The organism is Micromonospora sp. NPDC049048 (genome assembly GCF_043197615.1).
GTDB lineage: Bacteria > Actinomycetota > Actinomycetes > Mycobacteriales > Micromonosporaceae > Micromonospora.
This window is the reverse complement of record NZ_JBICTM010000004.1, coordinates 541868-556457: the sequence shown is the minus strand read 5'-3', so window position 1 is coordinate 556457 and position 14590 is coordinate 541868. Positions and strand designations below refer to the sequence as shown.

The 14590-nt window shown below is 76.7% G+C and carries 1 protein-coding gene; it reads left to right on the top strand.

Features of this window, described 5'->3' with window-relative positions; genetic code table 11:
* Window positions 1–23: 23 nt before the first annotated feature.
* Window positions 24–14585, top strand: coding sequence for a type I polyketide synthase (locus tag ACGFIG_RS16925; protein ID WP_393003748.1), 14562 nt, complete (start codon window positions 24–26; stop codon window positions 14583–14585).
* Window positions 14586–14590: the final 5 nt, after the last annotated feature.

The following is a 14590-nucleotide window of genomic DNA, read 5'->3' as shown; positions in this document are numbered from 1 at the left end:
GAACCCCGATACGGAGCGTCCCGATGCCCACTGAGGCAGAGTTCCTCGACTACCTCCGGCGTGCGACTGCCGACCTGCGCGACGCGCGCCGGCGGGTGCGCGAGGTGGAGGCCAAGGACCGTGAGCCGATGGCCGTCATCGGGATGGCGTGCCGGTTCCCGGGCGGGGTGTCCAGCCCGGCGGAGCTGTGGGACCTCGTCGACCGGGGCGGCGACGGGGTGGGCGACTTCCCGAGCGACCGGGGCTGGGACCTGGAGCGGCTCTTCCACGTCGACCCGGACAACCCGGGTACGTCGACCAGCAACCAGGGCGGCTTCCTCTACGACGCGCCGCAGTTCGACCCGGGCTTCTTCGGCATCAGCCCGCGTGAGGCCCTGGCGATGGACCCGCACCAGCGGCTGCTGCTGGAGACCTCCTGGGAGGCGTTCGAGCACGCCGGCATCGACCCGCAGGCGTTGCGCGGCAGCCGGACCGGTGTCTTCGCCGGCGTCATGTACCACGACTACGCGTCGCGGGTGCTGGACCTGCCCGACGGCGTCGAGGGCTACATCGGCACCGGCAACTCCGGCAGCGTGGTGTCCGGGCGGGTGGCGTACACCTTCGGGCTGGAGGGCCCGGCCGTCACCGTGGACACGGCGTGCTCGTCGTCGCTGGTCGCCGTGCACCTCGCGACGCAGGCGCTGCGCCAGCGCGACTGCGACTTCGCCCTCGCCGGCGGCGTGACCGTCATGTCCACCCCGGGCACCTTCGCCGACTTCTCCCGCCAGCGGGGCCTGGCCTCCGACGGCCGCTGCAAGTCGTTCGCCGCCGCCGCCGACGGCACCGGCTGGTCCGAGGGAGTCGGGGTGCTGCTGTTGCAGCGGCTCTCCGACGCCCGCCGCGACGGCCGGCGCATCCTCGCCGTGGTCCGGGGCAGCGCCGTCAACCAGGACGGCGCCAGCAGCGGGCTCACCGCCCCCAACGGTCCGTCGCAGGAGCGGGTGATCCGGCAGGCCCTCGCCAACGCCCGGCTCTCGCCGGCCGACGTCGACGTGGTCGAGGCGCACGGCACCGGCACCACCCTCGGCGACCCCATCGAGGCGCAGGCACTGCTGGCCACGTACGGGCAGGACCGGGGCGACGGCGGGCCGCTCTGGCTGGGCTCGGTCAAGTCGAACCTGGGTCACACCCAGGCCGCCGCGGGCGCCGCCGGCCTGATCAAGATGATCGAGGCGATCCGCCACCGCACCATGCCCGCCACCCTGCACGTCGACGAGCCGTCGCCGCACATCGACTGGTCCGCCGGGCAGGTCTCGCTGCTCACCGAGGCGCGGGCGTGGTCGGCCAGCGACCGGCCGCGCCGCGCCGCCGTGTCGTCGTTCGGCATCAGCGGTACGAACGCACACGTCATCCTGGAGGAGGCGCCCGTCGACGACGCCCCGTCCACGGACGAGGCTCCGTCCGCCACCGCCGCGCCGGTGGCTCTCCCGCTGGCCCCGGTCTTCCTCTCCGCCCGTACGCCCGAGGCGCTCGCCGGGCAGGCCGGCCGCTGGGCCGACCACCTCGCCCGCGTCGACTCCCTGCGTCCGGTGGACGTCGCGGCCTCCTCGGTCAACCGCGCGGGGCTGGAACACCGCGCGGTCGTCCTGGCCGGCGACGCGGACGACCTGCTCGCCGGGCTGCGGGCCCTCGCCGCCGGCGAGCCGAACGGCACCGTCACCACCGGGACGTCGGCGCCGCGCGGACGGGTGGCCTTCCTCTTCTCCGGTCAGGGCGCGCAGCGCGCCGGCATGGGGCGCGAGCTGTACGCGGCCTTCCCGGTCTTCGCCGCCGCCCTGGACGAGGCGTGCGGGCACCTGGACCCGCTGCTGCCGCGCCCGCTGCGCGAGGTGCTGTTCGCCGGGGCGGGCACGCCCGAGGCGGAGCTGCTGGACCAGACGGTCTTCACCCAGGCGGGCCTGTTCGCCGTCGAGGTGGCGCTGTTCCGCCTCGTCGAGTCGTTCGGTGTCGCGCCGGACCTGGTGGCCGGGCACTCCATCGGCGAGATCGCGGCGGCACACGTGGCGGGCGTGCTCTCCCTGGCCGACGCGTGCGCGCTGGTCGCCGCGCGGGGCCGGCTCATGCAGGCGTTGCCGGCCGGCGGCGGCATGCTCGCCGTCGCCGCCGACGAGGCAGCAGTCGCCGCCTCCCTCGCCGGGCTGCCCGGCCGGCTGGACGTGGCCGCCGTCAACGGACCCGCCGCCGTGGTGGTGGCCGGTGACGTCGAGGCCCTCGACGAGGTGCAGCGGGTGTGGTCCGAGCGGGGCGTGCAGACCCGCCGGCTACGGGTCAGCCACGCCTTCCACAGCGCCCGGATGGACCCGATGCTCGCCGAGTTCGGGGCCGTCGCCGGCAAGCTGACGTTCCGGCCGCCGACGATCCCGGTGGTGTCGAACCTGACCGGCCGCGTCGCCGACGCCGACCAGCTCTGCGACCCGGGCTACTGGGTGCGGCACGTACGCGGCACGGTCCGCTTCGCCGACGCCGTCGACTGCCTGCGCGCCGAGGAGGTCGACACCTACCTGGAGGTGGGACCGAACGGCGTCCTGACCGCCATGGCGCAGAACTGCCTCGCCGAACGGGCGGAGAACGAGCCGGCGCCCCTGCTGGTGCCGGCGTCGCGCCACGACCGGCCCGAGCCGCAGGCCCTCCTGGAGGCCCTCGCGCTGCTGCACGTGCACGGCCGCACCGTCGGCTGGGCGGACCTGCTCCGCCGGGCCGGCGGCCGGCACCTGGACCTGCCGACGTACGCCTTCCAGCACCAGCGCTTCTGGCTGGAGCCGGCGGGCCGGTGGACGGACGTCTCCGGGGCGGGTCTCGGGGCGGCCGGGCACCCGCTGCTCGGCGCGGCCGTCTCCGTGGCCGGCGAGGACATGGTGGTGCTGACCGGCCGCCTCGCCACGTCGACGCACGCCTGGCTGGCCGACCACTCCGTCTCCGGCGTGGTGATCGTGCCCGGTGCCGCCCTCGTGGAGCTGGCGGTGCGGGCGGGCGACGAGGTGGGCGCGTCGCGGGTGCGGGAGCTGACCGTCGCCGCGCCGCTGGTGCTGCCGCCGGCCGGCGCGGTGCGGGTGCAGGTACGCGTCGGCGCCGCCGACGAGGCGGGCGTGCGGTCGGTGACCGTGCACTCGCAGCCCGAGGAGGCCGTCGACCCCGAGTGGGTCCGCCACGCGGAGGGTGTGCTGGAGCCGGCGACGGCCGACGAGCCGGGCGTGGGGGAGTGGCCGCCGGTCGACGCCGTCGAGGTGGACGTCACCGGTTGGTACCCGGCGCTGGCCGAGCGCGGCCTGTCGTACGGGCCGGTGTTCCAGGGGCTGCGTCGGGTGTGGACGGCCGGTGGCGACGAGGTGTTCGCCGAGGTGGCCCTGCCGGACGAGGTGGCGGGCGACGCGGCGGGATTCGGGGTGCACCCGGCGCTGCTGGACGCCGCTCTGCACCCGATCGGGTTGCTGCCCGGTTCGGAGGGCTCGGGTGGGCCTCGGGTGCCGTTCGCGTTCGAGGGTGTGCAGGTGTACGCCTCGGGTGCGCGGGTGCTGCGGGTGCGGTTGTCGCGTGCGGGCTCGGCGGTGCGGTTGGTGGCGTGCGACGAGTCGGGTGCGGCCGTGGTGTCGGTGGACTCCCTGGCCCTGCGCGAGCTGACCGGGGTGTCGTCGTCCCCGGACGAGGCGACCCGGTCGCTGTTCGAGGTCACCTGGCAGGCCCAGGAGGTCGCCCCGGCCGGGGACGCCTCCGGGTGGGCGCTCGTGGGCGCGCCGGTCGGCGTCGACCTGCCGGCGTACGCCGACGTCGCGGCGGTCACCGCAGCGGTCGCCGGCCCGTCGGACGTGGCGCCGCGCCTGCTACTGGTGCCGGCGGGCGGCCTGTGCCGACCCGGCCACGTCGAGGGCGCGGACCGCCACGACACCGACCCCGACACGGTACGCGCGGCGACGTCGCACGTGCTGGCGACGGTGCAGTCCTGGCTGGCCGCGGACGCGTTGGCGGATTCGCGGCTCGTGGTGATGACCCGGGGCGCGGTCTCGGTGGCGGCGGACGACCAGGTGTCCGACCTGGCTGCTGCGGCGGTGTGGGGTATGCTGCGTTCGGCGCAGTCGGAGCACCCGGGCCGCATCGTCCTGGCGGACGTCGACGGCGACGTGGACGCCGGGCTGCTGGGCATGCTGGCGGCGGTGGCGGACGAGCCGGTGGCGTTCGGCGGTCAGGTCGCCGTGCGTGCGGGCGGGGTGTTCGTGCCGCGTCTGGTGCGCGCGGTCGCCCCGGCGTCGGCGGACGCCGCCGTGGTGGGTGACGGCGCGGTGCTGGTCACCGGCGGTACGGGTGCGCTCGGTGCGTTGGTGGCGGAGCATCTGGTGTCGGTGCACGGGGTGCGGTCGCTGGTGCTCGTGTCGCGGCGTGGTCCGGAGGCCGCCGGTGCGGGCGAGCTGTCGGAGCGGCTGTCGGCGTTGGGTGCGTTGGTGCGGGTCGTCGCGTGTGACGTGACGGACCGGGACCAGGTGTTCGGCTTGGTGGCCGAGGTCGCCGCCGGGGAACGCCTGGCGGGTGTGGTGCACACCGCCGGTGTCCTGGACGACGGGGTCGTGGAGGGGCTGACGGCCGAGCGGCTGGCCGGGGTGTTGGCGCCGAAGGTGTCGGCGGGTTGGCTGTTGCACGAGGCGACGGCGTCGCTGGACCTTGACTTGTTCGTGGTGTTCTCGTCGGTGGCGGGTGTGCTCGGCTCGCCGGGCCAGTCGGCGTACGCGGCGGGCAACGCCTTCCTCGACGCCCTGGCGGCGTACCGGCGGCAGCTGGGTCTGCCGGCCGTCAGCCTGGCGTGGGGCATGTGGGACACCCCCGGCATGGGCGCGTCCCTCGACGACGCGGACCGGGCGCGCTCGACCCGGGGCGGCATCACCGCGATGAGCGCCGAGACCGGGCTGCGCCTGTTCGACGCGGCGCTGACCGCGGACCGCCCGGCCCTGGTGCCCGCCGTCATCGACCTGGCCGCCCTCCGGGCCGCGGCCGGGGCCGGCCTGGTGCCGCCGGTGCTCCGCAACCTGGTGGGCACGACCACGACCCGCCGCCAGGCGGGACAGGGCACCACCTGGGCGACCCGCGTCGGCGGCCTGAGCGCGGACGAGGCACGGGCCCAGATCGACCTGCTGGTGCGCGGCCTCGTCGCGCAGGTGCTCGGGCACGGCGGCGCGGAAGCCGTGCCGGCCGACCGGGCGTTCCGGGAGCTGGGCTTCGACTCGCTGACCGCCGTCGACCTGCGCAACCGCGTGAACGCGGCCACCGGACTGCGGCTGCCCTCGACGCTGGTCTTCGACTACCCGACGCCGCAGGCGCTCGCCGCCCACGTACACGCCGAACTGGCTGGCGCCGCCGCTGGCCCCGCCGCGCCCGGGGCGCGGACCACCACCCGGGTCGACGAGCCGCTCGCCATCGTCGGCATGGCCTGCCGCTACCCGGGCGGCATCGAGACGCCCGACCAGCTGTGGGCGCTGCTGGCCGCCGGCGGCGAGGGGATCGGGGAGTTCCCCACCGACCGCGGCTGGGACCTGGAGAGCCTCTTCGACCCCGACCCCGACCACCCCGGGACGTCGTACACCCGGCACGGCGGTTTCCTGTACGACGCCGGAGCGTTCGACCCCGCGTTCTTCGGCATCTCGCCGCGTGAGGCGCTCGCGATGGATCCGCAGCAGCGGTTGCTGCTGGAGGCGTCGTGGGAGTCGTTCGAGTCTGCGGGTCTGGACCCGTCGCGGCTGCGGGGCAGCCGGACGGGTGTCTTCGCCGGCGTCATGTACCACGACTACGCCTCCCGCCTCATGGAGCTGGCCGACGAGGTCGAGGGCTACGTCGGTACCGGCAACTCGGGCAGCGTGCTGTCCGGTCGGGTCGCGTACACGTTCGGGCTCGAAGGCCCGGCGGTCACCGTCGACACGGCCTGCTCGTCCAGCCTCGTCGCGCTGCACCTGGCCGCGCAGGCGCTGCGTAGCGGCGAGTGCGACCTCGCCCTGGCCGGTGGCGTGACCGTGATGGCGACGCCGGGGACGTTCATCGAGTTCTCGCGTCAGCGGGGCCTGTCGACCGACGGCCGGTGCAAGTCGTTCGCGGCGTCCGCCGACGGCACCGGCTGGTCCGAAGGCGTCGGGGTGCTCCTGGTGCAGCGGCTCTCGGACGCGCAGCGGGAGGGCCGGCGGATCCACGCCGTCCTGCGCGGCACGGCCGTCAACCAGGACGGCGCGTCCAACGGCCTGACCGCCCCGAACGGCCCGTCGCAGCAGCGCGTGATCCACCAGGCTCTCGCCAACGCCCGGCTCACTCCGGCCGACGTGGACGCCGTGGAGGCGCACGGCACCGGCACGACCCTCGGTGACCCGATCGAGGCGCAAGCCCTGCTGGCGACGTACGGGCAGGAGCGTCCGCAGGACCGGCCGCTGCTGTTGGGCTCGATCAAGTCGAACATCGGCCACACCCAGGCCGCCGCCGGTGTGGCTGGTGTGATCAAGATGGTGCTGGCGATGCGGCACGGCCTGGTCCCGCCGACCCTGCACGTGGACGAGCCGTCCCCGCACGTCGACTGGACCTCCGGGGCGGTCGCCCTCGCCACCGAACCCACCCCGTGGCCGGCCGTGGACCGGCCCCGTCGGGCGGCGGTGTCGTCGTTCGGGATCTCCGGCACGAACGCGCACGTGATCATCGAGCAGCCACCCGCCGAGGCGGTCGACGCGCGGCCCGCCGACCGGCCGCGCGCCGACGTCGTACCCCTGGTGCTCTCCGCCGTGGACGCCCCGGCACTGCGCGACCAGGCGGCCCGGCTGGGCGCGCACCTGGCGGCGCACCCGGAGCTGGCGCCGGCCGACGTCGCGCACGCCCTGGCCACCACCCGGGCCGCGTTCGGGCACCGCGCCGTCGTGCTCGGCCGCGACACCGTCGGCCTGACGCGGGCCCTGGAGTCGTTGCACCTCGGCGACGCCACCGCCGACACGGTCACCGGCATCGCGCTGCGCGGCGGGGACCCGGTCCTCGTCTTCCCCGGCCACGGCGACCCGTGGCCCGCCGCCACCGTCGAGTTGCTGGACCGGGCGCCGGAGTTCGCCGCCGGGATCGCCGCCTGCGAGGCGGCCCTCGCGCCCCACGTGGACTGGTCTCTCCCCGCCGTGCTGCGCGGCGCGGACGGCGCCCCGACCCCGGCCGACCCCGGGGTGGCGCAGGCCGTCCGGTGGGCCGTGGCGGTCTCGCTGGGCCGCTGGTGGCGCTCGCTCAGCGTACGGCCCGCCGCCGTGCTCGGCCACGCCCACGGCGAGGTCGCGGCCGCCTGCGTGGCCGGCGCGCTGTCGCTGGAGGACGCGGCGAAGACGATCGCCCTCGGGGCCGGAGCCGACCCGGACGCGCTGGCCGGGATCACCCTCCGGGCGGCCGAGGTGCCGCTGTACTCGGCGGCGACCGGCGGTCCGGTCGACACCGACGGCCTCGACGCCGCCCGGTGGTACCGAGGGCTGGCCGACGGCGTCGACGCCGACCCGGTCGTACGCGCCCTGCTCGACGCGGGCCACCGGGTCCTCGTCGAGGCCGCCCCCGAGCCCGTGCTCGACGCCGGGATGCGGGAGATCGCGGTCGCCGACGACGCCGTCGTGGTGGCCGCCGCCGACACCGGGGCCGGCGGTTGGCATCGGATGCTGACGCTCCTCGCCGGGCTCCACGTGCACGGCGTGCCCGTGGACTGGACGGCGATCCTGGGCGCCCGCACCGGCCCGCCGGTCGACCTGCCCACGTACGCCTTCCAGCGCCAGCGCTACTGGCCGCAGGCACCGGTGGCGACCGGGCCCACCCCCGCCGGCTCCGACGAGGCGGACCGGCACTTCTGGGAGGCCGTGGAACGGGCCGACCCGCAGGCGCTGGCCGCCGCGATGCGGATCGACGAGACCACGGCCCGTTCCCTCGACCCCGCGCTGCCGCTGCTCTCCTCGTGGCGCCGGCGTCGCCGCGACGAGTCCACCGTGGACTCGTGGCGGTACCGGGTGACCTGGAAGCCGGTGACCGTCGCGCCGGAGGCCACCCTCTCCGGCACCTGGTTGCTGGTCGTGCCGACGGCCGCCGCCGAGCACCCCTTGGTCGACGGCGTCGCCCGGGCGCTGGGCGAGGGCGGGGCCGAGGTCGTCCGGATCGACGCGACGGAGCCGGACCGGCAGGCGCTGGCCGACCGGCTCGCGCGTACCGGTGGACCCGTCGCCGGCGTGCTCTCCCTGCTCGGCCTGGACGACGCGCCGCACCCGGCCCACCCGGTCGTCCCGGCGGGCCTCGCCGGCACGTACGCCCTGGTCCAGGCCCTCGGCGACGCGGGCGTCACCGCCCCGCTGTGGTGCGCCACCGCCGGCGCGGTCTCCACCGGCCGGGCCGACCCGCTCGACCGCCCCCGCCAGGCGATGCTCTGGGGGCTCGGCCGGGTGGTCGCCCTCGAACACCCGGACCGCTGGGGCGGCCTGCTGGACCTGCCCACCGAGCTGGACCCCCGGGACCGGGCCCGGCTCGTGGCGGTGCTGGCCGGCGTCGACGCGGAGGACCAGCTGGCGCTGCGCCCCTCCGGGGTGTTCGCCCGGCGACTGGTCCGGGCCCGCGCCGAGCGCACCGCGACGCAGGACTGGCGTCCCGCCAGCGGCGCCGTCCTGGTCACCGGCGGCCTCGGGTCGATCGGCGCCCAGGTGGCGCGCTGGCTGGCCCGCGAGGGCGTCGGCGAGCTGGTGCTCACCGGCCGCCAGGGTCCCGCCACGCCCGGCGCCGACGCGCTGGCGGACGAACTGCGCGCCGCCGGCGCCACCGTCACCGTGGCCGCCTGCGACGTCGCCGACCCCGCCGCCGTGCGGGCCCTCGTCGAGCGGTTGGCCGGGCAGGGCACCCGCATCGGGGCCGTGTTCCACACCGCCGGCGTCGCCCACGCCGCGCCGGTCGCGGCCACCGACGTGGCCGACCTCGCCGACGCCCTGCGGGCCAAGGTGGCCGGCGCGGTGAACCTCGACGAGCTGTGCGGCGACGAGCTGTCGGCGTTCGTGCTCTTCTCCTCCGGCGCGGGCGTCTGGGGCGGCGGGCACCAGGGCGGTTACGCCGCCGCGAACGCCTTCCTCGACGCGCTCGCCGAGGACCGGCGACGGCGCGGCCGGGCCGCCACCGCCATCGCCTGGGGCGCCTGGGACGGCGGCGGCATGGTCGACGCCGAGGGCGCCGCCGACCAGATGTTCCGCTCGGGCGTCCGGGCCATGCGCCCCGACCTGGCGGTCTCCGTACTGGCCGAGGCGCTCGATCACGGCGACACCACGCTCACCGTGGCCGACATCGCCTGGGACCGGTTCCTGCAGACCTACACGCTGGCCCGCCCCCGGCCTCTGATCGCCGACGTACCCGAGGTGGCGCGACTGCTCGCCGCCGGGCAACGCGACGGCGACACGCCCGACGCGGCCTCCCCGCTGCGCGGCCGGCTGGCCGGCCTCGCCGCACCGGAACGCCGCCGGGTCCTGCTCGACCTCGTACGCGTCCACGCGGCGGCGGTGCTGCGGCTGGCCTCGCCCCAGGCGCTCGCGGCGGACCGGTCGTTCCGGGAGATCGGCTTCGACTCGCTCAGCGCCGTCGAGATGCGCAACCGCCTCGCCGAGGCGGTGGGGCTGAACCTGCCGGCGACCCTGGTGTTCGACCGCCCGACGCCCGACGCCCTCGCCGAGCACCTGGCGAGCCGGCTCACCGGCGACGACACCCCGGCGGCAGCGCCCGTGCGGGCGGCCACCGTGCTGGACGAGCCGATCGCCATCGTCTCGATGAGCTGCCGCTACCCCGGCGGTGTCACCGACCCCGAGGACCTGTGGCGACTCGTCGCCGAGGGGCGCGACGGGATCGCGGAGTTCCCCACCGACCGGGGCTGGGACCTGGCCGCCATCTACGACCCCGACCCCGACCGGCCCGGCACCTCGTACGTGCGGGAGGGCGGCTTCCTCAACGACGCCGCCGGCTTCGACGCCGCCCTGTTCGGCATCTCCCCGCGCGAGGCGATGGTGATGGACCCGCAGCAGCGGGTGCTGCTGGAGAGCGCCTGGGAGCTGTTCGAGCGCGCCGGCACCGCGCCGGCCGACATGCGGGAGACCAACACCGGCGTCTTCGTCGGCACCAACGGCCAGGACTACGCGACGCTGCTCATGGCCGCCCGCGTCGAGACCGAGGGCTACCAGGCCACCGGCAACGTCGCCGCCGTCATCAGCGGGCGGCTGGCGTACCACTTCGGGTTGCAGGGCCCCGCCGTCAGCGTCGACACCGCCTGCTCGTCGTCGCTGGTGGCGCTGCACCTGGCCTGCCAGTCCCTGCGGCAGGGCGAGTGCGACGTCGCGGTGGCCGGCGGCGTGACGGTGATGGCCACCCCCGGCCCGTTCCTGGAGTTCGCGCGGCAGCGCGGGCTGGCCCTCGACGGCCGGTGCAAGTCGTTCGCCGCCGCCGCCGACGGCACCGGCTGGGGCGAGGGCGTGGGCCTGGTGCTGTTGCAGCGGCTCTCCGACGCCCAGCGCGACGGCCGGCGGATCCTCGCCGTCGTACGCGGCTCGGCGATGAACCAGGACGGCGCCAGCAACGGCCTGACCGCGCCCAACGGGCCCGCCCAGGAGCGGGTCATCAGCCAGGCGCTGGCCAACGCGCGGCTGACCGCCGCCGACGTCGACGCCGTCGACGGGCACGGCACCGGCACCCGGCTCGGCGACCCGATCGAGGCGCAGGCGCTGCTGGCCACGTACGGGCGGGCCCGTCCCGCCGACCGGCCGCTCTGGCTCGGCTCCGTCAAGTCGAACATCGGGCACACCCAGGCCGCCGCGGGCGTCTCCGGCGTGATCAAGATGGTGATGGCGCTCCAGCACGACCTGCTGCCGCCCACCCTGCACGTGGACGAGCCGTCGCCGCACGTGGACTGGTCGGCGGGCGCCGTCGCGCTGCTGACCGAGGCACAGCCGTGGCCGGACGTGGACCGGCCGCGTCGGGCCGGCGTGTCGTCGTTCGGGGTCAGCGGCACCAACGTGCACGTCATCCTCGAACAGGCGCCCGCCGCGCCGCCGGCCGACACCGGGCCGGCCCGCCCGGCCGACGGGCCGCCGATCCTGCCGTGGGTCGTCTCGGCCGACGGCGCCGACAGCCTGCGGGCCCAGGCGGCACGGCTGGCCGAGTGGCTGCCGGGCAGCGGGACGCCCGCCGCCGACGTGGCCCGGGCACTGGCCACCGGACGTTCCCCGCTGCGGCACCGCGCGGTGCTGCTCGCCGCCGACTCCGACGCCGCCCTCGCCGGGCTGCGGGCACTGGCCGCCGGGCAGGAACACCCCGCGCTCACCCGGGGCGTCGCCGAGCCCGGCGGCGCGCTGGCGGCGCTCTTCTCCGGCCAGGGCGCCCAGCACGCCGGAATGGGCCGCCGCCTCTACGAGACGTTCCCCGTCTTCGCGGCGGCGGTCGACGAGGCGTGCCAGCATCTGGACGCGTACCTGCCGCAGCCGCTGCGCACGGTGCTGTTCGCCGAGCCCGGCACCGCCGAGGCCGACCTGCTCGACCAGACGGTCTTCACCCAGGCCGGGCTCTTCGCCGTCGAGGTGGCGCTGTTCCGGCTGCTCGAACACTGGGGGATCCGGCCCGACTTCGTGGCCGGCCACTCCGTGGGCGAGATCAGCGCGGCCCACGTCGCCGGGGTGCTCGACCTGCCCGACGCCTGCGCGCTCGTCGGCAACCGGGGCCGGCTGATGCAGGCCCTGCCCGCCGGCGGCGGGATGCTCGCCGTCGCCGCGCCCGAGGTCGACGTGCTGCGGGCCCTGTCCGGCACGCCGGGGCAGGCCGCCGTCGCCGCCGTGAACGGGCCGGCCGCCGTCGTCGTCGCCGGCGCGCAGGACGCGCTGACCGAACTGGCCGCCCACTTCGCCGAACTCGGCGTACGCACCAAGCGGCTGCGCGTCAGCCACGCCTTCCACAGCCCGCTGATGGAGCCGATGCTCGCCGAGTTCGCGGCCGTGGCGGCGACCCTGTCGTACGCCCCGCCGACGGTGCCGCTGGTGTCGAACCTGACCGGCGCGGTCGTCGACGCCGAGCAGATCTGCACCCCCGACTACTGGGTACGCCACGTCCGCGAGGCGGTCCGCTTCGCCGACACCGTCACCCACCTGCACGCCCACGGGGTGACCCGGTTCCTGGAGGTCGGACCGGACACCGTGCTGACCGCCCTGACCGCCGACGCGCTGCCGGTGGACGCCCCCGTCGTCGTGACCGGCGTGCAGCGGCCCGGCCAGGACGAGGTGGCCACCCTGCTCGGCGCGGTGGCCCGGCTGCACTGCCACGGCGTGCCCGTACGCTTCCCGGCGCTGCTGCCCGGCGCCGGACTCGTGGACCTGCCCACGTACGCGTTCGCCCACCAGCGGTTCTGGCCGACCCTCGACGCGGCGCCGGCGGGCACCCCCGCCACCGTCCACGACGACGTCGACTCGGCGTTCTGGCGGGCCGTGGCGTCCGGCGACGGCGACGAACTCGCCGGCCGGCTCGGCCTCGACGCGGACCGGCCCCTGCGGGAGCTGCTGCCGGACCTGGACCGGTGGCGGCGCCAGCAGCAGGAGGACACCCTCGCCGGCGGCTGGCGCTACCGGATCACCTGGCGGCCGGAGGCGCTCACCGCGGGCGCCGTCGACGGCACCTGGACCCTGGTGCACAGCGGCACGGACCAGCCGGTCGTCGACCGGCTCGCCGCACTCGCCGCCGCCCGGGGCGCCACCGTGCGGCAACTCGCCGTCGACCCGGCCACGACCGACCGGAGCACGCTCGCCGCGCAGCTCGCCGGCGCCGCGCCCACCCGGATCGTGTCGCTGCTCGCCCTCGACGAGCGGGCGCACCCCGACAGCCCGGCCGTGCCTCTTGGCCTGACCGCGAACCTCGCCCTGGTGCAGGCGGTCACGGACGCCCTGCCCCCGGTGCCGCTGTGGCTGCTCACCCGGCAGGCCGTCGCCACCGGCGCCGACGACCCCGTCGCCCGCCCCGCCCAGGCCACCACGTGGGGCCTCGGCCTGGTGACCGCGCTGGAACACCCCCGGCACTGGGGTGGCCTGCTGGACCTGCCCGCCACGGTGGACACCGCCGCCGCCGAGCACGTCCTGGCGGCCCTCACCGCCGCCGGGCACGAGGACCAGCTCGCGGTACGCGACTCCGGGACGTACCTGCGTCGGCTGGAGCGCGCGCCCCGCGCCGAGGCGCCCGCCGGCTGGCAGCCGCCGGACACCGTCCTGGTCACCGGCGGCACCGGCGCCGTCGGCCGGTACGCCGCCAGCTGGTTCGCCCGGCACGGCGCGCGGCGACTGCTGCTGGTCAGCCGGCGCGGCACGGCCGCCCCCGGGGCCGACGAGGCGGTGGCGGAACTGGCCGTGCTCGGCGCCGAGGCCCGGGTGCTGGCCTGCGACCTGGCCGACCGGGACGCGGTCGCGGACCTGGTCCGCGACCTGCGCGCCGACGGCGAGACCGTGCAGGCCGTGGTGCACGCCGCCGGGGTGGGCCGGCTGAACCCGGTCGCCGCGGTGACCGAGGCGGAACTCGCCGACGTCGTGTCCGGCAAGATCGCCGGTGCCCGGTACCTCGACGAGTTCCTCGACCCGGAGCCGCTCGACCTGGTCGTGCACTTCTCCTCCATCGCCGCCGTCTGGGGCGTCGGCGACCACGGGGCGTACGCCGCCGGCAACGCCTTCCTGGACGCCTGGGCGCAGTCCCGGCCGGACGGACGGGCCCGGCACCTCTCGGTCAACTGGGGACCGTGGGCCGGCGGCGGCATGGTGACCGACGCGCACGCGGCGGCCATGAGCCGGCGCGGGGTGTCCCTGCTCGACCGGGAGCCGGCGATGGCCGCCCTGCGCGCCGGCCTCGACGGCGACGACACCGCCCTCACCGTCGCCGACATCGACTGGGACCGCTTCGCGCCGGTGTTCGCCTCCGCCCGGCCCCGGCCGTTGATCAGCGACATCGCCGAGGTGGCCGCCCAGGCCGCGGCGGCGCGCGCCGACGCCGAGGACGGCGACCAGGTCGCCGGCGAACTGCGCAAGCGGCTCGGCGAGCTGTCGCAGGCCGAACAGGTGCGGCTGCTGGTCGACCTCATCCGCACCGCCGCGGGCGAGGTCATCGGCCACGACAGCCCGTACGCCGTGGAGGCCGGACGTCCCTTCCGGGACCTCGGCTTCGACTCGCTCACCGCCGTGGAGCTGCGGGGCCGGCTGGCCCGCTCGACCGGGCTGAGCCTGCCCAGCTCGGTGGTGTTCGACCACCCGACCCCGCAGGCGCTGGCCGAGCACCTGCGGGCCGAACTGCTCGACGAGGCGTCGGTGGAGGCGCTGCCCACCCTCGCGGAGCTGGACCAGTTGGAGAGCGCCCTCGCGCTGCGCGACCCGGACGACATCGGCCGGGTGCGGATCACGATGCGGCTGCACAGCCTGCTCGAACGGCTCGGCACCGCCGAGGAACGCCGGGAGGACACCGCCGAGGTGGCCGACCGGCTGCGGGCGGCCAGCAACCAGGAGCTGTTCGACCTCATCGACCAGGACCTCGGGCTCTCCTGAGCCGC